This window comes from Clostridium frigidicarnis, assembly GCF_900111985.1.
GTDB classification, from domain to species: Bacteria; Bacillota; Clostridia; order Clostridiales; family Clostridiaceae; genus Clostridium_Z; species Clostridium_Z frigidicarnis.
The window spans coordinates 65,699-85,342 of the sequence record NZ_FOKI01000005.1 but is presented as its reverse complement, the minus strand read 5'-3'; the positions used below and the strand labels follow the sequence as shown (position 1 = coordinate 85,342).

Below are 19,644 nucleotides of genomic sequence, written 5' to 3'. Positions count from 1 at the left end.
AAAACTATAAAAGTTGAAATAATACTCAATAAGAGGTGAGAATGAATGGAAAAAATGGATAATATTTTACTGGATTTAATACCAAGAGAATTTTGTAAAGATAAAAACATTGTTCCATTATCAATGGAAAATAATAAGGTGAATATTTTATGTACAGATAACTTTGATGAAAAGCACATACCTTACTTAAAGTTCTTACTTAAGAAAGATATAAATTTAATTAAAAAGGATAAAAAATATGTTGATACACTATTGAAAAAATACCATTGGCTTTCAAACCCATCAAATACTTTAAATAAAAAGAATAATGAATTTTTAATATCAAAGGAAAATGTAACATCTCCATATGTAGAATTTGTTGAAGAATTAATAATTAAAGCCATAGAAAAAAGAGCCAGTGATATTCATATCGAACCATTTAAAAATCAAGTTCTAATTAGATTAAGAGTGTTAGGAGTTTTACAAGAAGAAATAATAATAAATAGAGATGATTATGAAGGAGTAGTAGGAAGAATAAAAATATTAACTAATATGAATATAACTGAAAAAAGAAAATTTCAAGATGGAAAAATGAGTTTTAATTATAGTAATAAAGAGTATGATCTAAGAACTTCCATAATACCTACAATAAATGGTGAAAAGTTAGTTGTGAGGATCTTATATAAGGATACAAAACTGATATCATTAAATGAATTGAAATACAATGAAATAGTTCTTAAATACTTAAAGAGAGAATTAAAAAATCAAGGCGGAATAATACTTGTTACAGGACCTACTGGAAGTGGAAAAACTACATCACTTTATGCAATGTTAAATTATTTAAATAATGAAAAGGTGAATATAACCACTATAGAAGATCCAGTTGAATATACAATAAAAGGAATAAATCAAGTTAATGTAAACTATTGTCAAGGAGTAACTTTCTCAAGTGGACTTAGAAGTACTTTAAGGCAAGATCCAGATGTGATAATGATAGGAGAAATAAGAGATGAAGAGACTGCAAAGATAGCAATAAGAGCAGCTATCACAGGACATTTGGTTTTATCTACATTACACACTAACAATGCAATAGGAGCAATAAATAGACTTCAAGATATGGGTATTGAAAAATATTTATTATATGATGCTGTTAAGCTTGTAATATCACAAAGACTTGTAAAAGTACTATGTAGTGATTGTAAAACTATAATAGATAATAAAGAGGAAGCTTTAGGAATAAAGAACAGCTTTATATCTAAAGGGTGCGATAAATGTAATTTTAAAGGAGTAACTAAAAGACAACTTATAAGTGAGGCTATGATAATAGATAAAAAACAAAAAAAACAAATATGCTTAGAAACTTTAGAAAACGATGTGAAAAATAAAATTAAAGAAGGAACAATATCGCTAGAAGAAGGGAGGGGTTATTTAAATCTTTGAGTAGTGAATTTTTAAAATATGATTATAAAATATTAAAACACAATGGGGATATAATAAAAAATACTTTTCAAGGAAATGAAGATGAGTTTAAAAAGTGTATAAAAGGCGAGGATGGTTACTTAATAGACTATAAAATTAAAAAACAAAGAAATAGAAGTAAAAAGATATTAACTGATAAATCAATGTATATAATATGTAAGAATCTATATGTTCAAATAAAAAGTGGATTAAATATAAAGTATGCATTTAAAAATTTAAGTGAAATGAATTTAAATAAGGATATTAAAAATATTTTTGAAAACTTATATAAATCAGTATTAACGGGTACTAGCATTAAAGAATCAATGGTAAATTTAAGTTTGCCTAGAGAGTTTATAGTAATGATGGGTGCAGGTGAAACTAGTGGAACAATGGAAGATGTACTTAAAAAATTAACTGAATTTTACATGCATAGATGGAAAACCAAAAAAACAATAATAAACAGAATAACATATCCATTGTTACTATTAATAATATTCAACATAATGATACTGATAATTTTTTCGAAAATTTTACCGAAGTTTAATAATATATCAGAATACAAGATAAGCAACAATGTAAGATGGATATTTGAAATAAGCAATTTTATAAATCAACACATGGTATTAACTATAATTATTAATATAGCTTTATATTATGTATGCTACAAATTTATAAGAAATATTACATTAAATAGAATACCCATTTTAAAGAAATATGTTGAGAAATATTACTATTTAAGTTTTTTTAGTACTTTTGAAATTTTGCATGACACAGGGATTAAGTATGATGAAATATTATTAATATGTTCTGAAGCTGTTGGAAACAAGGAATTAGAAGAAGCAGCAAAAGAAATACGCTTAAATATATTAAGAGGACATGGTCTTACTGAAAGTTTTATATATTCAAATAAATTCCCCCAAATTATAAATAATATTTTAAATAATGGAGAGAATTGTGGCGATTTAACAAGTTCTCTAGAATTAATTAATGAGATATATAAAGAAGAGTTCTTAGATACATTGGATAGACTGATAAAATTTATAGAACCTTTTATAATATTAACTATTGCATTTATAGTAGGAATGTTTCTTGTTAAGATAATGGTTCCTATAATGAATAGTTTTTATGAAATATAGGAGGCAGTTTTGAAGAAAAATGGATTTACATTAATTGAGGTTATGGCTGTTATAAGTATAATAGTTCTATTTTTTACGTCTATAAATTTTTCTATATCTTATTTATATAAATTACAAGAACCTAGTTTAGATGAATTTTCAGACACTATTATTAAATGTATAAATGATGCAAGATTTTATTGCATAAATAATGAATCAAGAGGTGAAATACAACAAATAGAAGAAAATAATGTAATTAGATTCAGGACAACTAATGAGGAGCTTATGAGAATAAATGTACCTAAAAACATAAAAATATATTCAACAGATACTAATAATTTTAAGAAAGGTATCACTATTGATAAATATGGAAGTATAACTCCAGTAAAAGATATTGTTATAAAAAGTGAAAATAAGGAAAGAAGAATAAAAGTTAATTTTTATTCAAGAGGGATATATGAAAAATAAAGATGGAATTATTTTAAGTGATGTATTAGTTGCAACTACTGTTTTTCTTATAATGAGTTTGAGTGTATTTACTCTTCTTTCTTGTGAAAGAGATTTCATTGCAAACAGGAATGAAAGGATAGAAAAGTCAAAGATATTAAAGATGATTAAAAACGAATTAAGATATAATATATCATATTCTTCTTTAGAAGAATACATTAATAAACATGTGTTTATAGATATAGAAGAAATAACAATAAAAGAAATTAAAGAATGTAATGATATAAGGTTATTATTTAAAGACAGTGGCAAGAAAAAAGATATTAAACTAAATTTTACTGAGTCTCATGATAAAAAAATGTCAGTGAATTTTATAAATATAGAATATGAAGTTGATATTTCAAAGGGGAAATTAAATGGTAAATGGATTAAAGGATAATAAAAATGGATTTACATTAGTTGAAATCATAGCAGGAATGTCATTAACATTAATGCTTTTATTTTTAATGAGTTCTTTTATATTTAATACTATAAAATGCTACAAAAAAGTCAATGAAGTAAAGTTAGAAGATGAATATTTAAGACAAAGTATCATTTGTATACAAAAAAATTTAGAGAATTTAAAAGAAATTAATGTAAGTGAAAAACAGGTAGAGATAAAAAATCTTAAAAATCAGATGAAGGTAGCATTAAATAGTTCGGATGACTTAGTCATAAAATATAATAGAGTAAAAAAAGAAGAGATTTTAGCGAGAAATATAGAAGATCTAAGTTTTTATGAGAAAAACAACTTGCTTTATATAAATATAAAGAACAAAAATGGTGGTGAAATAATGTGGTCAATTCCTATAAATATATTATAAAAAAGGGCTTCATAACACCTCTTGTTTTAGTTACAATGATGAGTTTGTTTTTGTTATTAGCATATAATGTTCCTAAAGTGCATGGGATATATAAGAATATAGAGGGATTAGAGGACACTAATAAAGAAAAAAATTTAGAGGTTGTGCAGGGATATTTAAGAGTTATTCTAAAAGATTCAGAAATTCATAATAAAGATGATGCATTAAATATTTTTAGTAATAAAAATGTTAATTTAAACTTAACTGAATTTCAAATATTTTTTGATAGGGATAGAAAATCTTTTGTCAAAAAAGGATTTAAAGAAGAAGTATTATTTTTAGATTTCGATTTTGATTCCGAAAGTAAAAGAATTAACTTTATACCAATAGAAAAAGGAGAGATTTATAATGATTTTTAGTGAAAACAAAATAGTAATAACTAAAGATAACATATATAAATTAAAGGAAAAGACATTGCAAAGTATAAATTTAAAAGATAAAATTTTTTTTGATAAACCCTTAGAAATACTGATTTTAGAAGAAGATATGTATATAGAAACCATAGATATACCAGTATGCAATATTAAAACGATTGAAAAAATAATATATAACCACATAAAAGAAAGATTTTTAAATTGGGATGAGCTATTATTTGATTATTCTATTATAAATAAAAGTTCAACTGGTTATAAAATAGTTTTTTATTGTATTGATTCTAAAGAATTAAGTAAATTACGTTGTTTAAATGAAAAAATAAGGATAAGTAACATAAAGATATTTCAGCATGTTATTGAAGAAGAAAGCAATAAACTTATAAAAGATCAGCAATACATTATATGCACTTTATTTAATAAAAGATTTTATATTTATTTTATCTTTAAAGGTGTTATTATATCAGGGGCTACTTTTTATAAAGATAAACTAACATATAAAAATATAGAAGAATATGTGTTAAGCCTCAAAAATACAGCAGCTGAGCTAAACATAAAGGAAAATATTAATATATGGCAAATAGATTTTAATTTGAAATTCAAACCTGCAAATTTAAGAAAATATAGATGTATGGAGGACATATGTTTAAATATAGAAGAAAAAGAAACATTCCATATTGGTATAAGCTAATAGAAGAAAGAAAAATAGTTAATAAATATAAAGTTTATGCAATAATTATTTTAACAATAGATTTAATATTGTTTCCAATTATTATTAAAGAGATTAGTAATTATAAAAGTAATTTGCATAAGGAAGTAAATGTAGAATATGTAGAAAATGATAGAAAAATATTAGATTTATACAATAATCATATAAATGAAGAGGTTTTTAAAAAGAATTTAAAGTCTATTCATTATATGGAAAATAGCATAAAGTTAGTTTTTGTTTTTGATTCTTTAACTGAAGGTGACAATTCAATGGAAAATCTAAAGTATGATTCTAATATTAAGGTAACACTTAATGAGGGTAAATATATTTATTATGTAGATATATAGGAGAAGGATAAATGATAAAGTCAAAAATATCTTTAATAATTTTAGTAATAGCTATGGTGCTTGAAAGTTTTAGCATACAAATTTTAGACTATAAAAATAAAACTATATCGAAAGAAACTGAAGAATATTCTAATAATAAAAATACAACAAAAGAATTTAATATAGATAACATAGAAGCTTATAGTAATGTTTTTAATATAGAAGAGATGAGCAAAGTTAACCAAAATGTATATTTGTGTTATAATGTTAAGGGCACAATAAAAGAGTGTTTGTATGGAGTAGATTACTATGTAAAAGAAGGTTGTAAAATAGAAGATTTAACGTTGGAAATTTTAGATGGAGATCAAGTATATGGTAAGATAAAAATGAGTTTTTAGGGAAGAAAAAATATGAAAAACATAATTTTAGTAGGAATGAGTGGTTGTGGCAAGTCCACATTAGGAAAGTTCTTGAGTGAAAAATTAAATATACCTTTTTTAGATACGGATAAATATATAGAAAAAAAAGAGAATATGAGCATAGACGAAATTTTCCGTACAAAAGGAGAAAAATATTTTAGATATTTAGAAAATGATATTCTAAAAGATTTAGAAAATTTTAATGGAATAATATCGACTGGGGGAGGTCTCCCAGTTTTTAATAATAATATGTATATTTTAAACAGTTTAGGTAATACTATATTTCTAGACGTAAATGTTGATATATGTATAAAAAGAATATTAAATGATAAATCTAGACCGTTAGCTAAAAAAGGTAATGTTTATTTAAGAAATTTATACAATGAAAGAAAAACTATTTATAAAAAGGCCCAATACACCATAGAATGTACATATAAAACATTAAATGAAATTTTGCAAGAAATGTACATTATAACAAAAAATTAAATGATTTATATAATAAAATGTTTATTAATAATTGCAAATATCCATTTCTTTTGATAAAATAACATTGTTATTTTTAGCTAAGTATGTTATTTTATCATATGGAACTTTAATTTATATAAATTAAAGTTTTATTATCTAGTTATACTATGAAAATATTAAATAGATAATATTCAGCAATATACTTACAAAGATATACAAGAAATATTCAAATACAATATTTGAAAATAAAAAATAATATTTATATCTATTTAGTATCTATGAGGCCTGAAAAGGTTATGTTATAGATGAATTATGGATTTTGGAGGGATACTTTAATGATATCAGCAGGAGATTTTAGAAAAGGTACTACTTTTGAATTAGATGGACAAGTGTTCACAGTTATCGATTTTTTACATGTTAAGCCAGGTAAAGGAGCAGCTTTCGTAAAAACTAAGCTTAGAAACGTTATAGCAGGTGGAATTACAGAGACAACGTTTAACCCAACTACAAAGTTACAAGAAGCAGTTATAGAAAGAAAAGAAATGCAATATCTTTACTCTGATGGAGAGTTATATTACTTTATGGATCAAGAAACTTTTGAGCAAATTCCTTTAAACTTTGAAAAAGTTGAAGATGCAATAAGATTCTTAAAAGAAAATATGTTTGCAGTAATAAAGTTTTATAAAGGAGAGGCATTCTCAGTAGAAGCACCAAACTTTGTTGAACTTCAAATAACTGTAACAGATCCAGGATTTAAAGGTAATACAGCAACAAATACATTAAAACAAGCAACTGTTGAAACAGGAGCTATTGTCAATGTACCTTTATTTGTAAATGAAGGAGACTTTATAAGAATAGATACAAGAACAGGAGATTACATGGAAAGAGTTTAATCTCTTTTATGTATTCATAAAATATGCTAAGCTTTAGGGCTTAGCATATTTTATAATAAAGAAAAAGGTAGGTTACGATATGAAAGAAATAGAAGGTAGAGTTTCTTACATTAAGGGCCTAATGGATGGCCTGAATATAGATAAGGAATGTAAAGAAGGAAAAATATTTACGGAAATTTTGAATCTTATTAATGATTTAGCTTTAGACATGGATAGTAGTCACGATGACCTTGAAGAATATATAGATTCCGTTGACTCTGAGCTTTCTGTTATAAAAAGAGATTATTATGACTTAGATGAGGCTATTGGAGATATTGAGGAAGAAGATGTTGAAGAAGAATACTGTGAGGTACAATGTGATTCTTGTAATGAGGTAATATATGTTGAAAAAAACTTGTTAGAAGAGGACAACAGTATTCCATGCCCTTTCTGTCAACATGAAATACAACTTAAAAAAAAGTAAGAAATTCACTAGGATTAAAACCTAGTGGATTTTTTTTATGTATTTATTTAAAAGAATATTTAAAAAAGAGTAATATTTTCTAGATAACAGAAATAAAAATTAGATATAAAGGGAGGTGAAGGCAAGAAGAAACTGCATGTTTTATTCTTGGGATATATGGATAAAAATTTGAAAGAGATTATAGATGTGTTACCTAACGATGTAAATTCTTTAATTAAAGGGAGAAGCGATGTAAATATGCTTCAAGAAATAAGACTTAGAGTTAATAGGCCAATTTGTATGCAGATTGGAAATAAAGAAGTAGTAACATCATATATAACAAACATGGAAGAAATAAAGTTTATAGTTCAAAGAATAAGTAATTATTCTATATATGCATTTGAAGAAGAAATACGTCAAGGTTATATAACAATAAAAGGTGGACATAGAGTAGGACTAAGTGGAAATTGTGTTATGGAAAATGAAAGTGTAAAAACAATAAAAAATATATCGTCAATAAACATAAGAGTATGTAGACAAGTTATAGGTTGTGGTAAAAAGCTTGTACCTTTTATTTTAGAAGGAAATGATGTATTAAATACTATTATAATTTCACCACCTAAGTGTGGTAAGACAACAATTTTGAGAGATATAAGTAGAATATTATCTAACGGATATTTAAATATACCAGGAAAAAAAATATCTGTAGTGGATGAAAGGAGTGAGATAGCTGCATGCTATATGGGGGTTCCACAATTGGATATTGGAATTAGAAGCGATGTATATGATAACTGCATAAAAAGTGAAGGAATAATCATGGCTATAAGAGCTTTATCACCAGAAGTTATTATATGTGATGAAATAGGAACTGAAAAAGATATGTATAGTATTATACAGGCAATAAATTCAGGCGTTAATGTGATAACAACAATTCATGGATTTGGAGTTGAAGATTTATTTAAGAGAAAGGTATTTTCTAATATTATTGATAATAAAGTATTTAGTAGGGCTATAGTTTTAAGCAATAGAAAAGGAATTTCAACTATAGAAAGTGTTTATGATTTAAGTAAAAATAAAAAGATATGGGGGGAAGGAGATGTTTCTTAAAATATTCGGTCTTCTTATAATTTTTATTGCATGTTCTTTTGGAGGTGTTCTTTTAGGAAATAATTTTATAAAGAGAGAGAATGAACTAAAAGACTTGGAGAGAGCTCTTACAGAGTTAGAAAATCAAATATTATACATACATGAACCCCTTCCATTTGCATTTAAATCAGTAGGTGAGAGAAATAAAGGGAATATTAAAAGTTTGTTTTATGAGACATCAGAATTGTTAAGTAATGGAGAGGTTAAAGATGTATATAACGCTCTAAAAGTATCCTTTGAAAATTTGAATGAATACTTAGCAATGAAGGAAGATGATAAGAATTTGGTATTAAACTTAGGGAAAAGCTTAGGAGCGCTAGACAAAGAGGGACATAGAAAGATATTTGAATTATGTCTAAAAGAATTAAAGGTAAGGATAGAAGAATCCCATGAAGAAAGCTTAAAGAATTCAAAAATGTATAGATGTATAGGTGTTTCTGTAGGACTTACAATAATAATTTTTTTAATATGAGTTTAAATTGGGGGGAGCAAATTGATGGATATTAATATACTCTTTAAAATCGGGGGGTTAGGAATAATACTTTTAATTTTGGAAAAAGTTCTAAAAAGCAGTGGTAAGGATGATATAGCTACCATGGTTAATATAGCAGGAGTAGTTATAATACTTCTTATGGTTATAAGTATGATTGCAAAGCTATTTGACTCTGTTAAGACTATGTTTATGTTTTAGGTGATGATATGGAAATATTAAAGATATCAGGATTTATTCTTATAGCATTATTCTTAGTAATGTTATTTAGAAATGCAAAAAGAGATGACATAGGAATTCAAATATCTATTGTAGTTGGAGTAATAATATTATTATTTCTAACACCGAAGATAATGGGGATAATAACTTTTCTAAATAACCTTTCTCTTAAAGCAAATATAGATACGGTTTATTTAAGCACTGTACTTAAAATTATGGGAATAGCATATATAGCATCATTTTGTAGTGATATCTGTAAGGATGCTGGAGCCGGAAGCTTAGCGTCAAAAGTAGAGCTTTCAGGTAAGATATTAATTTTGGTTTTAGCAATTCCTATACTTATGGCAGTTTTAGATTCTATTCTAAAGATATTGTAGGTGTTAATTATGAAAATAAGAAGAAAAATATTTATTGTATTTTTAATGTTGATAACTATATTTTCAGTGCCAACAACAGTTAATGCAGATGAAGACAAAGGAAAAATAGATACAAATAACACAAGTAATATTGATAAAGAAACTTTAAAAGAAATTGATGGACTATATAACTATATATCAAATATACAAAATGAGAATGAAATTTTAAATGCAATTAATCCAAAAGAGTTTATCAAGGAAAATATGAAAGACGGAAGAGGGGATTTTTCTATAAAGCAATTTTTGCCTGCTATTAAAAAGTTGTTTTTGAAAGAAATATCATCCACAGTTAAGTTGATGCTAGTAATTATAGTTATAGGCACTATTTGCGCTCTGTTAAAAAACTTACAAAGTGCGTTTAATAATGAAAGTGTATGTAAGGTTGCATATTTTGCATGTTATGCATTATTCATAATAGTTTTATCTAAAAGTTTTATTTTAGCATTAGATGTTGCTAAAAATACCATAAGTGACATAACCAATTTTATGGCAGCATTGATTCCGGTTTTATTTGTATTATTATGCTCAATTGGAGGAATAGCTCAAGCTGCAACAATGGATCCTATAGTATTAGGATTAGTTAACATAGTTCCTAGAATATATGTAGATTTTATAATACCGCTTATATTAATGGTGTTTGTACTTCAGTTTATAAATAATATATGTGATGAATACAAAATATCTAAGCTTGTAAAATTGATAAAACAAGTTGCTATTGTAAGTCAAGGAATAATTATGACGATATTTATAGGAATTTTAAGTATAAGAGGTATAACAGCAAAAACATTAGATGCGGTAACGATAAAAACAGCTAAATTTGCAATAGATAATTTCGTTCCAATTGTAGGAAAAGCATTATCTGATGCAGTAGCAACTGTGGCTGGGTATTCATTAGTATTAAAAAGCTCAATAAGCACATTGGGGCTTATAATATTGGTTTTAATGATATTAGCACCAATAATAAAAATATTCTTAATGTCTATAATATACAAATTAACAGGGGCCTTATTAGAGCCTATAAGCGATGGGAAATTAGTAGAGTGTATAACATCGGCAGGAGATTCCTTAGTTCTTATAATGTCATGTGTAATAAGTATATCAGTTATGTGCTTTATAATGATAGCTATAATGGCATCTGCTGGAAAATTTGTGATAGGAGCATAGTATATGGAAAGTTTAAAATCTTGGATAACAACCATATGTGTTGCAGTTATATTTATTACTGCTGTAGAAATGATTCTTCCAGACAATTCGCTAAAGAAGTATAGCAAATTTGTTTTAGGATTAATTCTTATGACTGTGATTTTAAATCCAATTTTAAAGATATTTACTCATGACAATCTAGAATTGCAGGGGTATTTTGATAAGTATGAGGACATGATTAGTAATAGTTCAGAAGAAAATAAAAAGAGCAAGGAAAAAAATATTGAATCAACACTAAAAAACTTTGAGACAAATATATCTAAGTCTTGTGAGAAACTTTTAAAAGATAAATATCCTAAGGATAATTTTAATGTTCAAGTAAAAGCTGACTATGATGGTAAAAATTTCAGTGTTTCTAAAGTTGATGTAGGATTTGAAAAGGATAGCTATATAAAACCTATTGAAAAGGTTGAAATTAATACTAATAGCTCAGTAGATTATAGTAAACAGCCTAATGAATACACTGAAAAAGAAAAAAGTATATCGATTTATGTAAGTGAAAACTTAAATATAGAAGAAAAGCAGGTTTGTGTATATAAGTTAGGTAAATAATAGGGGGAATAGTTATGGATTTTAAAAAGCTTATTAAAAAGCTTGAGAAAAAAGGTTTGAAGAAAAATTTCTATAACATTTTAATAGTTTTATTAATTGGTGTATTTATTTTGCTAATAAGTAGTATATTTACAAATAAACAGTCTATAGGAAAGACAGAGGCAAAGGCAGAGGAAAGCAATAAGATAGAGGAGGTGGGGGATAAGACAAATATATCTGATTATGAGCAAACTCAAAAGAATCAACTGAAATATATATTGAGTAGTATTCAAGGTGTTGGTAAAGTGGAGGTTATGATTTCTTTTGAGAGTAGCGAGGAGCATGTTCCAGCTTTAGATGTCAATAATTCTGTAAGTACAACTGAAGAAAAGGATAATGGGGGAGGTACAAGAGTTAACACTCAAGAGAATAATGGAAAAAAGGTTGTTGCATCAAATAAAGGCAGTAATAATGAGCCATTTATCTTAAAAACGTTGAATCCAAAGGTAACGGGAGTAATTGTAGTAGCAGAAGGAGCTGAGAATAAAGAATTACAATATCAAATAACTAAAACAGTTTCTTCTGTATATAATATTCCAGAGCATAAAGTTAATGTATATTCCATGAAAAAGTAGCATATAGTTTAATAAATAGATGGGAGGAGATATTATGAATAAAAAGCAAGCAGGTATAATATTAGGATTACTTGCACTAATTGTATTGGCGGGGGTTGCTGCTATGAAAATTAATGGTCCCGTGCAGGATATTGCAGGAAATGAATGGAACATAGGTAAGCCAACAGCGAACTTAGAAAATGCTGGAGGAGATGATTATTTCAACAATGCAAGACTTGATAAAGAAAAGAAAGATTCAGAAATCCTTCAAACACTAAGTAACATAGTTAATAATGAAAATGTTTCAAAGGACAAAAGAGATGAAGCTGCTAAAAAACAATCAGCTTTAGCATTAAAAAATGAATATGAAGGAAGAATAGAAATATCATTAAAAGGAAAAGGTTTTGAAGATGTTCTATGTTTAATACAAGATGATAATAGAGCTGTAAATGTTATAGTAAAATCAAAAGAACAATTAGATGAAAAACAAAGACAACAAATACAAGAAACAGTTGTAGGCACTTGTAAGATAAAGAGTGTAGAGGTAGAGAATAGACAATAATAATTAATTGTAAATTATAAATATATTTGATATAATTAACGTAAGATTAGTAAGTTTTGCTATGCAAAAGCAGGAGGGTTGTTCTATGGATGAATTAAATAGAGATGATTGCAATATGGGGATAGTAAAGATTTCTGATGAGGTAATTAGTGTCATAGCAGCCATAGCAACATCAGAAATAAAAGGTGTTATAGGAATGAATCCAGGTATGACAGCAGGTGGGATTACCCAGTTATTAACAGGTAAGAAGAATAACACAAAAGGTGTCAAAGTAACTGTAGATAATGAAAATACAGTATTGGATGTGGCACTTACGGTAGAGTATGGTGTGAATATTCCTGATATTGTAACTAAAGTTCAGGAAAATGTTAAAAAATCAGTAGAGGCTATGACAGGATTAAATGTATCTAGTGTCAATGTATTTGTACAACACATAGTTGTAGAGAAACAAGTATCTAATAATGAACAGTAGTTATAAACACCCTCTTGAATAGAGGGTGTTTAATTGATTTATTAAAGTGTTAGGGAAATTAAGTTATTTTTAATAAAATTAGTTTCTTATGCACATATTATAGTATAATTAGCATATGTGAAAGTTTATTCGACATAAGTAGGAGGAAATTATGAACAGAAAGAAATCAAGAGAAGTAGCAATGGAACTTTTATTTGAAAACGCAATAAAGAAGGATGACCTTAAGGATCTTATGGAGGATTTTAAGGAACATACAGACCATGATTTAAATGAATTAGATATGGTGTACATAAATAAGGTTATTTATGGAGTAAGAAACAACATAGAGAAAATAGATTCAGATATAGAAAAATACTTAAACCAATGGAAGTTAACTAGAATATCAAAAGTTAATTTATCAATATTAAGACTTTCTACATATGAAATATTATTTGAAGATGATATTCCATTTAAAGTATCAATTAATGAGGGTGTTGAACTTGCTAAAAAGTATTCTGATGAACCTTCAATAAAGTTTATAAATGGAGTACTAGATAAGATTGCTAAGCAATAATAAAATTTAGAAATGAGGGGTAAAAATGGGAGATATTATTAATGGTAAGATTTTAGCAGAGGACTTTAAACAAAAGATTAAGGCACAAATAGATGAGGCTGTATCAAAAGGATATAGAGTGCCTTGTCTAGCTACTATAGTAGTTGGAAATGATGGTGGTTCCATATATTATGCTAATAATCAAAAGAAACTATGTGATAAACTAGGGTTGAAAAACAGAAGTATATTCTTAGAGGAGACCATAGATGAAAAAGATCTTATTTTATTAATAAAGGAATTAAATGAAGATAATACTGTTGATGGTATAATGCTTCAGGTTCCTCTTCCTAAAAATTTAAATGAAGAAGAGATTACAAATTTAATATCACCATATAAGGATGTAGATGGACTTACTGATTTTAATAATGGTAAATTTTATAAAGGCAAAAAAGCATTTGTTCCATGTACGCCTAGAAGTGTAATGCATCTAATAAAATCCACAGGAATGGATATTTCAGGTAAAAATGCAGTTGTTATAGGAAGAAGTAATATAGTTGGAAAGCCTGTAACGCAACTTTTATTAAATGAAAATGCTACTGTGACAGTATGTCATTCAAGAACAAAGGATTTAAAATCTGTATGCAAAAATGCAGATATATTAGTAGTTGCTATGGGAAAGCCTAAATTTATAGATGATTCTTATATAAAAGAAGGTGCAGTGGTTATAGATGTAGGTACATCTTCAGTAGATGGTAAAATTTGTGGTGATGTTGATTTTGATAAGGTTATAAATATTGCATCTCATTTAACACCAGTTCCAGGGGGTGTTGGTTCAGTTACAACAACTCTCCTAATAAAGAACACCTGTGAGGCTTGGGAAAAAAATGTATATTAAAACACTAACAGTTTCGTCATTAAATAGCTATATAAAAAGAACAATAGATAGCGATATTATACTTAACAATTTAAGCATAAAGGGAGAAGTTTCTAATTTTAAGCTTCATACTAGTGGACATATGTATTTCTCACTAAAGGATGAATTTGCTAAAATAAACTGTGTTATGTTTAAGGATAAAGCCCAACTTGTTAAGTTTGACATAAAAGATGGAATGAAAGTAGAGATAAAAGGTAGAGTAAGTGTTTACTCTAAAGAGGGAAGTTACCAATTATATTGTGATAATATAAAACAAGAAGGGCTTGGAGATCTTTACCAAGCATTTCTTGAGCTTAAAGAAAAGTTAAAAAATAAAGGATTAATGGAAGAGGAATATAAAAAACCTCTTCCATTATACCCAAAAAAGGTAGGTATAATTACTTCTCCAACAGGAGCAGCTATAAGAGATATTATAAATGTAGCTAGAAGGAGAAATAAAAATATACCTATTTTAATATATCCAGCACTAGTCCAAGGGATTTCTGCAAGTGAAAGTGTAATAAAGGGTATAAAAACTTTAAATAAAGTTAATGATGTAGATGTTATAATAATAGCAAGAGGTGGAGGTTCCATAGAAGAATTATGGGCATTTAATGATGAAAAATTAGCATATGAAATTTTTAATTCAAGGAAACCTATTGTTACAGGTATAGGCCATGAAGTTGATTTTACTATTGCTGATTTTGTAAGTGATAAGCGTTGTCCAACACCTTCAGCAGCAGCAGAAATTACAATACCTTCACTAGACAATATGATTATAGAACTTAGCAATATAAATACGGTATTACATAGAAAAATAGACTATTTATTAAATGAAAAAAGAGTGCAAATAGATTTTTTGAAAAATAACTTAGAATATACTAATCCTAAAAATTATTTAATAAATCAGTATGAAAAAATAGATAGAATCAATGAAAAACTTAAAACATTGGCGTTGGCTAAAATTGATAAGGAAAAAAATAATATAAGAACTTTTAACTCTTTATTAAATACAAATAATCCTTTGAATATATTAAATAGAGGGTATACAATAGTACAAAGTAAGAAAAAGGTTCTTACAAGTATTAAAGATTTTGAAAAGCCAGTTGATATAGATATAATTCTTAAAGATGGAAAGACATCAGGAAGGTTTATTCCTGAAAGTTCACTCTAAGGGAGGATTTTATGGCTAGAAAAGCAGAAAGTTATGAGGAAATTTTATTAAAACTTAAATTAATAGTAGATAATATGGAAAATAATGAGCTTACTCTTGAAGAATCAATGAAGCAATACGAAGAAGGGGTTAAGCTTTCTAATAAATTATATGGTATATTAAATAAAATGGAGAGTAAAATCAATATTTTAAATAATGAAAAAGAAGAGGAATTTGGTGAAAATATATGATTACAATAGATATTTTAAAAAAAGACATTGATAATTATATAGAAGATTATTTTAAAAACAAAGATGGATATAATAAAATTATATATGATGCTATGGGATACAGTATGAAGATAGGTGGAAAAAGAATAAGACCAATGCTATTAATTCTTTCATACAATTTGTATGAAGAAGAATATAAGGATATACTTCCTTTGGCAGTAGCAATGGAAATGATACACACATATTCTTTAATACATGATGATTTACCATGTATGGATAATGATGATTTAAGAAGAGGAAAACCTACTAATCATAAGGTTTATGGAGAAGCCATAGCAACTCTTGCAGGAGATGCACTTTTAAATGAGGCCATGGTTGAAATGTTTAAATACTCTTTAAAAAGAGGGGAAAATGCTTTAAGAGCTAGTAGACTCATAGCTGAAAGTGCAGGAGCAGAGGGAATGATAGGCGGTCAAGTTGTAGACATATTAGGTGAGAATAAAAAAGTTGATTTAGATGAGTTATTATATATGCATAAGAATAAAACAGGGGCATTAATAAAGACATCTATATTAGCTGGAGCAATAATGGGAAATGCTACAGAGAAAGAATTAGAAATATTAAATGAATATGGTGATGACTTAGGATTAGCTTTTCAAATTAAAGATGACATATTAGATGTTACAGGAGATGCTAAAGTCTTAGGCAAAAATATAAATAAGGATGAAGAAAGTAATAAAAGCAACTTTATAACCTTTTTCGGACTTGAAGAATGTGAAAATAAATGTAAAGAATTAACTGAAAAATGTATTAAGAATCTTAAGAAGTTAAATAGAAATGCAGAAAATTTAGAGTATCTTACAAAGGTTTTATTAGATAGAACTTTTTAAAGAAAACTATTGATGAAAAGGATAGGATTGGTATGTATAAGATATTAGATAGATATAAAAATCCTAATGATATAAAATTGATGTCTTTAAAAGAATTAAATTATTTATCCTCTGATATTAGAGAATTTTTAATTGAAAGTGTATCTAAAACAGGAGGACATCTTGCATCAAATTTAGGTGTTGTTGAATTAACTTTAAGTTTATATAATGTATTTGACATGGAAAAAGACAAAATCGTATGGGATGTTGGACATCAAAGTTATGTACATAAAATTTTAACATATAGACGAGATAAGTTTTCAACCTTAAAAAAATTTCAAGGACTTAGTGGGTTTCCTAAAAGATGTGAGAGTAAATACGATTGTTTTGATACAGGGCACAGTAGCACATCTATATCAGCAGCATTAGGAATTGCTAGGGCGAGAGATTTGATGAAAAAGGATTTTGATGTTATAGCTGTTATAGGTGATGGAGCATTGACAGGTGGAATGGCATTTGAAGCATTAAATGATTTAGGATTTAATAAAACTAAATTAATAATAATTTTAAATGATAATCAAATGTCTATATCTCAAAATGTTGGAGGGCTTTCAACGTATCTAAGTACTTTAAGATTAGATCCAAGTTATAACAGATTTAAAAATGATATTAACAACACATTAGAAAAAGTAGTGTTTGGGAAAAATATAGTATCATCTTTAAATAAAATTAAAGATGGGATAAAGCAAATGGTTGTGCCAGGTATGTTTTTTGAGGAGATGGGAATTAAGTATTTAGGACCCATAGATGGACATAATATAAAAGATATGAGCAAAGTTTTGAAAATGGCAAAAGAAATTGATGGACCTGTAATTATACATGCGATTACACAAAAAGGTAAAGGGTATAACTTTGCAGAAGAGAATCCTAATAAATTTCATGGAATAGGACCATTTGATTTAGAAAGTGGTAAACTTCCATTAAATAATTCAAAAAGTTATTCAGCTGCCTTTGGAGATGGGTTGATTGAAATTGCAAATGAAAATCAAAATGTGGTGGCCATAACGGCAGCTATGCCTGATGGCACAGGTCTTAAGAAATTCTCTAATATATATAAAGACAGATTTTTTGATGTAGGAATAGCAGAACAACATGGAGTAACTCTTGCGGCAGGGTTAGCAACTCAAGGAATAAAACCTGTATTTGCTGTGTATTCTACATTTTTACAAAGGGCATATGATCAGGTGTTGCATGATGTCTGTATTCAAAATTTACCAGTAGTATTTGCTATAGATAGAGCTGGAATTGTTGGTGAAGATGGAGAAACCCATCAGGGCGTATTTGACATATCTTATTTGACACCTATACCAAATATAACATTGGTTAGCCCAAAATGTGTCGAGGAACTTAAATACATGTTAAGATGGGCAGTTGATTTTAATGAAGGACCAGTAGCTATAAGATATCCTAGGGGTGGAGATTTAAAGGATATAACTTTAAGTCCCTTAGAAAACTTTTCTTATGGAAAGTGGGAGATTTTAAATCAAGGAGAAAAAATAGCTATAATTGCGGCTGGTAAAATGGTACAACATAGTATTAAAGCTAAAAATATACTTCAAGAAAAGAATATAAATCCGATAATAATAAATGCTAGTTTTATAAAGCCTATGGATATTAGTCTTTTAGATGACTTATGTGATAAAAAATATAAAATAGTAACAGTAGAAGATAATATGATATCAGGTGGATTAGGGCAAAGCATAGTGAATTACATAAAGGATAAAAAAGAGAAAATCTATGTAAAAAATTTAGGATTTAAAGATGAGTTTATTCCACATGGTGATGTAAATAAACTTTATAGCATAAATAATCTTCATCCAGAAGGAATAGCAGAAGAAATACTTAAAATGATTTAAGATAAGGGAGAGTAGAATGGCAGAAGGTAAAGCAAAGACAAAAGAGAGATTAGATATACTTTTAGTTGAGAGAGGAATTATTTCATCAAGAGAAAAAGCTAAATTTGAAATAATGGCAGGAAAAATATTTGTTGATGGATTTAGAGTTGATAAATGTGGAGAAAAAATAAAGGTAGATGCAAATATAGAGTTCAAAGGTGATACCCTAAAGTACGTAAGTAGAGGGGGACTTAAACTGGAAAAAGCTATGGCTAAATTTGGAATAAATTTAGAAGATTCTATATGTATGGATATAGGAGCATCTACTGGAGGATTTACAGATTGTATGCTTCAAAATGGGGCGAAAAAAGTTTTTGCAATAGATGTTGGATATGGACAATTTGCATGGAAACTTAGAACAGATCCTAGAGTTGTTTGTATGGAAAGAACGAATGTAAGATATGTTGAAAAAGAGCACATAGTAGATGAACCAGATTTTGCTAGTATAGATGTGTCTTTTATATCTTTGACCAAAGTAGTTCCAGTAGTGCTTAATTTGCTAAATGATAAAGGGTCAATTGTTGCTTTAATAAAGCCACAATTTGAAGCTGGAAGAGACAAAGTGGGCAAAAAAGGAGTTGTAAGAGAAGCCTCTACTCATAAAGAAGTAATTGTTAAAATAGTAGAATTTTTATTAGAAAAGGGAGTAACAATTATAGATTTAGATTTTTCTCCAATCAAAGGACCAGAAGGAAACATAGAATACTTAGTTTATTTCACTAAAGATAATAGTGTTATATCAGAATTTAACATGAACAAGGTAGAGGAGATAGTTTCAGAATCACATAAGGATTTATAATTTATTAGACG

The 19,644-nt window shown here is 27.3% G+C and carries 28 protein-coding genes; all 28 read left to right on the top strand.

Features of this window, described 5'->3' with window-relative positions; all coding sequences use genetic code 11:
* Positions 1-45 precede the first annotated feature (45 nt).
* Positions 46-1,419 (top strand): GspE/PulE family protein, encoded by a 1,374-nt coding sequence (locus tag BM119_RS04205; protein ID WP_090039185.1) that lies wholly within the window; start codon positions 46-48, stop codon positions 1,417-1,419.
* On the top strand, positions 1,416-2,576 hold the full coding sequence (locus BM119_RS04200; protein WP_090039183.1) for a type II secretion system F family protein: 1,161 nt from the start codon (positions 1,416-1,418) through the stop codon (positions 2,574-2,576). Before BM119_RS04205 ends, BM119_RS04200 begins: the two co-directional genes overlap by 4 nt.
* A gap of 9 nt (positions 2,577-2,585) precedes the next feature.
* Positions 2,586-3,023, top strand: a complete 438-nt coding sequence (locus BM119_RS04195; protein ID WP_090039181.1) for a prepilin-type N-terminal cleavage/methylation domain-containing protein — start codon at positions 2,586-2,588, stop codon at positions 3,021-3,023.
* Positions 3,013-3,441 carry a hypothetical protein gene (locus tag BM119_RS04190; RefSeq protein WP_090039179.1) on the top strand — a complete coding sequence of 143 codons (429 nt, stop codon included), beginning with the start codon at positions 3,013-3,015 and terminating at the stop codon, positions 3,439-3,441. The genes BM119_RS04195 and BM119_RS04190 overlap by 11 nt, the downstream gene beginning before the upstream one ends.
* The gene (locus BM119_RS04185; protein WP_090039178.1) at positions 3,419-3,865 is read left to right on the top strand and encodes a hypothetical protein; all 447 of its coding nucleotides are present in this window, start codon (positions 3,419-3,421) and stop codon (positions 3,863-3,865) included. The genes BM119_RS04190 and BM119_RS04185 overlap by 23 nt, the downstream gene beginning before the upstream one ends.
* Positions 3,838-4,263 carry a hypothetical protein gene (locus BM119_RS04180; RefSeq protein ID WP_090039176.1) on the top strand — a complete coding sequence of 142 codons (426 nt, stop codon included), beginning with the start codon at positions 3,838-3,840 and terminating at the stop codon, positions 4,261-4,263. The genes BM119_RS04185 and BM119_RS04180 overlap by 28 nt, the downstream gene beginning before the upstream one ends.
* Positions 4,253-4,966, top strand: coding sequence for a hypothetical protein (locus BM119_RS04175; protein WP_090039174.1), 714 nt, complete (start codon positions 4,253-4,255; stop codon positions 4,964-4,966). Before BM119_RS04180 ends, BM119_RS04175 begins: the two co-directional genes overlap by 11 nt.
* A complete protein-coding gene (locus BM119_RS04170; RefSeq protein WP_090039172.1) occupies positions 4,918-5,331 on the top strand; it encodes a hypothetical protein in 414 nt (137 codons plus the stop codon). The genes BM119_RS04175 and BM119_RS04170 overlap by 49 nt, the downstream gene beginning before the upstream one ends.
* Before the next feature lie 11 nt (positions 5,332-5,342).
* The gene (locus BM119_RS04165) at positions 5,343-5,708 is read left to right on the top strand and encodes a hypothetical protein (protein WP_090039171.1); all 366 of its coding nucleotides are present in this window, start codon (positions 5,343-5,345) and stop codon (positions 5,706-5,708) included.
* Between the two features lie 12 nt (positions 5,709-5,720).
* Entirely contained in the window at positions 5,721-6,215 is a 495-nt protein-coding gene (locus BM119_RS04160) for a shikimate kinase (RefSeq protein ID WP_090039169.1), read from the top strand.
* A 314-nt stretch (positions 6,216-6,529) separates the two neighbouring features.
* Positions 6,530-7,087 carry an elongation factor P gene (gene efp / locus BM119_RS04155; RefSeq protein ID WP_090039168.1) on the top strand — a complete coding sequence of 186 codons (558 nt, stop codon included), beginning with the start codon at positions 6,530-6,532 and terminating at the stop codon, positions 7,085-7,087.
* Between the two features lie 79 nt (positions 7,088-7,166).
* Entirely contained in the window at positions 7,167-7,550 is a 384-nt protein-coding gene (locus BM119_RS04150; protein ID WP_090039166.1) for a CD1247 N-terminal domain-containing protein, read from the top strand.
* 156 nt (positions 7,551-7,706) lie between these two features.
* Positions 7,707-8,636, top strand: a complete 930-nt coding sequence (spoIIIAA, locus tag BM119_RS04145) for a stage III sporulation protein AA (protein ID WP_090039357.1) — start codon at positions 7,707-7,709, stop codon at positions 8,634-8,636.
* Positions 8,626-9,147 carry a stage III sporulation protein SpoIIIAB gene (gene spoIIIAB / locus BM119_RS04140; RefSeq protein WP_090039165.1) on the top strand — a complete coding sequence of 174 codons (522 nt, stop codon included), beginning with the start codon at positions 8,626-8,628 and terminating at the stop codon, positions 9,145-9,147. Before spoIIIAA ends, spoIIIAB begins: the two co-directional genes overlap by 11 nt.
* A 21-nt stretch (positions 9,148-9,168) precedes the next feature.
* Positions 9,169-9,366, top strand: coding sequence for a stage III sporulation protein AC (gene spoIIIAC, locus BM119_RS04135; protein ID WP_090039163.1), 198 nt, complete (start codon positions 9,169-9,171; stop codon positions 9,364-9,366).
* 8 nt (positions 9,367-9,374) lie between these two features.
* Positions 9,375-9,761, top strand: a complete 387-nt coding sequence (gene spoIIIAD / locus BM119_RS04130; RefSeq protein WP_090039162.1) for a stage III sporulation protein AD — start codon at positions 9,375-9,377, stop codon at positions 9,759-9,761.
* 9 nt (positions 9,762-9,770) lie between these two features.
* The gene (gene spoIIIAE / locus BM119_RS04125) at positions 9,771-10,964 is read left to right on the top strand and encodes a stage III sporulation protein AE (protein WP_090039160.1); all 1,194 of its coding nucleotides are present in this window, start codon (positions 9,771-9,773) and stop codon (positions 10,962-10,964) included.
* Positions 10,965-10,967: 3 nt separating this feature from the next.
* Positions 10,968-11,555, top strand: coding sequence for a stage III sporulation protein AF (gene spoIIIAF / locus BM119_RS04120; RefSeq protein WP_090039159.1), 588 nt, complete (start codon positions 10,968-10,970; stop codon positions 11,553-11,555).
* 14 nt (positions 11,556-11,569) lie between these two features.
* A complete protein-coding gene (gene spoIIIAG, locus BM119_RS04115) occupies positions 11,570-12,169 on the top strand; it encodes a stage III sporulation protein AG (RefSeq protein WP_090039157.1) in 600 nt (199 codons plus the stop codon).
* Positions 12,170-12,203: 34 nt separating this feature from the next.
* Entirely contained in the window at positions 12,204-12,710 is a 507-nt protein-coding gene (locus tag BM119_RS04110; protein WP_177199307.1) for a SpoIIIAH-like family protein, read from the top strand.
* An 85-nt stretch (positions 12,711-12,795) separates the two neighbouring features.
* Positions 12,796-13,182 (top strand): Asp23/Gls24 family envelope stress response protein, encoded by a 387-nt coding sequence (locus BM119_RS04105; RefSeq protein ID WP_090039153.1) that lies wholly within the window; start codon positions 12,796-12,798, stop codon positions 13,180-13,182.
* A gap of 151 nt (positions 13,183-13,333) precedes the next feature.
* Positions 13,334-13,735 (top strand): transcription antitermination factor NusB, encoded by a 402-nt coding sequence (gene nusB / locus BM119_RS04100; RefSeq protein ID WP_090039152.1) that lies wholly within the window; start codon positions 13,334-13,336, stop codon positions 13,733-13,735.
* A gap of 25 nt (positions 13,736-13,760) precedes the next feature.
* Positions 13,761-14,609, top strand: coding sequence for a bifunctional 5,10-methylenetetrahydrofolate dehydrogenase/5,10-methenyltetrahydrofolate cyclohydrolase (locus BM119_RS04095; RefSeq protein ID WP_090039150.1), 849 nt, complete (start codon positions 13,761-13,763; stop codon positions 14,607-14,609).
* On the top strand, positions 14,599-15,801 hold the full coding sequence (gene xseA / locus BM119_RS04090; RefSeq protein ID WP_090039149.1) for an exodeoxyribonuclease VII large subunit: 1,203 nt from the start codon (positions 14,599-14,601) through the stop codon (positions 15,799-15,801). Before BM119_RS04095 ends, xseA begins: the two co-directional genes overlap by 11 nt.
* 11 nt (positions 15,802-15,812) lie before the next feature.
* Positions 15,813-16,031: an exodeoxyribonuclease VII small subunit gene (locus BM119_RS04085; protein ID WP_090039147.1), complete on the top strand. Its 219-nt coding sequence runs from the start codon at positions 15,813-15,815 to the stop codon at positions 16,029-16,031.
* A gap of 5 nt (positions 16,032-16,036) precedes the next feature.
* The gene (locus tag BM119_RS04080; RefSeq protein WP_177199312.1) at positions 16,037-16,900 is read left to right on the top strand and encodes a polyprenyl synthetase family protein; all 864 of its coding nucleotides are present in this window, start codon (positions 16,037-16,039) and stop codon (positions 16,898-16,900) included.
* Positions 16,901-16,926: 26 nt separating this feature from the next.
* On the top strand, positions 16,927-18,795 hold the full coding sequence (dxs, locus tag BM119_RS04075; protein WP_177199311.1) for a 1-deoxy-D-xylulose-5-phosphate synthase: 1,869 nt from the start codon (positions 16,927-16,929) through the stop codon (positions 18,793-18,795).
* A 16-nt stretch (positions 18,796-18,811) separates the two neighbouring features.
* Positions 18,812-19,633 carry a TlyA family RNA methyltransferase gene (locus BM119_RS04070; RefSeq protein ID WP_090039142.1) on the top strand — a complete coding sequence of 274 codons (822 nt, stop codon included), beginning with the start codon at positions 18,812-18,814 and terminating at the stop codon, positions 19,631-19,633.
* Positions 19,634-19,644 lie beyond the last annotated feature (11 nt).

What these genes read in the sequence shown, in the direction of transcription:
- BM119_RS04205 (WP_090039185.1), top strand. Translation starts at nt 46, where the DNA reads ATGGAAAAAATGGATAATATTTTACTGGATTTAATACCAAGAGAATTT.
- BM119_RS04190 (WP_090039179.1), top strand. Translation starts at nt 3,013, where the DNA reads ATGAAAAATAAAGATGGAATTATTTTAAGTGATGTATTAGTTGCAACT.
- BM119_RS04185 (WP_090039178.1), top strand. Translation starts at nt 3,419, where the DNA reads ATGGTAAATGGATTAAAGGATAATAAAAATGGATTTACATTAGTTGAA.
- BM119_RS04175 (WP_090039174.1), top strand. Translation starts at nt 4,253, where the DNA reads ATGATTTTTAGTGAAAACAAAATAGTAATAACTAAAGATAACATATAT.
- BM119_RS04170 (WP_090039172.1), top strand. Translation starts at nt 4,918, where the DNA reads ATGTTTAAATATAGAAGAAAAAGAAACATTCCATATTGGTATAAGCTA.
- BM119_RS04165 (WP_090039171.1), top strand. Translation starts at nt 5,343, where the DNA reads ATGATAAAGTCAAAAATATCTTTAATAATTTTAGTAATAGCTATGGTG.
- BM119_RS04160 (WP_090039169.1), top strand. Translation starts at nt 5,721, where the DNA reads ATGAAAAACATAATTTTAGTAGGAATGAGTGGTTGTGGCAAGTCCACA.
- efp (WP_090039168.1), top strand. Translation starts at nt 6,530, where the DNA reads ATGATATCAGCAGGAGATTTTAGAAAAGGTACTACTTTTGAATTAGAT.
- BM119_RS04150 (WP_090039166.1), top strand. Translation starts at nt 7,167, where the DNA reads ATGAAAGAAATAGAAGGTAGAGTTTCTTACATTAAGGGCCTAATGGAT.
- spoIIIAA (WP_090039357.1), top strand. Translation starts at nt 7,707, where the DNA reads ATGGATAAAAATTTGAAAGAGATTATAGATGTGTTACCTAACGATGTA.
- spoIIIAB (WP_090039165.1), top strand. Translation starts at nt 8,626, where the DNA reads ATGTTTCTTAAAATATTCGGTCTTCTTATAATTTTTATTGCATGTTCT.
- spoIIIAD (WP_090039162.1), top strand. Translation starts at nt 9,375, where the DNA reads ATGGAAATATTAAAGATATCAGGATTTATTCTTATAGCATTATTCTTA.
- spoIIIAE (WP_090039160.1), top strand. Translation starts at nt 9,771, where the DNA reads ATGAAAATAAGAAGAAAAATATTTATTGTATTTTTAATGTTGATAACT.
- spoIIIAF (WP_090039159.1), top strand. Translation starts at nt 10,968, where the DNA reads ATGGAAAGTTTAAAATCTTGGATAACAACCATATGTGTTGCAGTTATA.
- spoIIIAG (WP_090039157.1), top strand. Translation starts at nt 11,570, where the DNA reads ATGGATTTTAAAAAGCTTATTAAAAAGCTTGAGAAAAAAGGTTTGAAG.
- BM119_RS04110 (WP_177199307.1), top strand. Translation starts at nt 12,204, where the DNA reads ATGAATAAAAAGCAAGCAGGTATAATATTAGGATTACTTGCACTAATT.
- BM119_RS04105 (WP_090039153.1), top strand. Translation starts at nt 12,796, where the DNA reads ATGGATGAATTAAATAGAGATGATTGCAATATGGGGATAGTAAAGATT.
- nusB (WP_090039152.1), top strand. Translation starts at nt 13,334, where the DNA reads ATGAACAGAAAGAAATCAAGAGAAGTAGCAATGGAACTTTTATTTGAA.
- BM119_RS04095 (WP_090039150.1), top strand. Translation starts at nt 13,761, where the DNA reads ATGGGAGATATTATTAATGGTAAGATTTTAGCAGAGGACTTTAAACAA.
- xseA (WP_090039149.1), top strand. Translation starts at nt 14,599, where the DNA reads ATGTATATTAAAACACTAACAGTTTCGTCATTAAATAGCTATATAAAA.
- BM119_RS04085 (WP_090039147.1), top strand. Translation starts at nt 15,813, where the DNA reads ATGGCTAGAAAAGCAGAAAGTTATGAGGAAATTTTATTAAAACTTAAA.
- BM119_RS04070 (WP_090039142.1), top strand. Translation starts at nt 18,812, where the DNA reads ATGGCAGAAGGTAAAGCAAAGACAAAAGAGAGATTAGATATACTTTTA.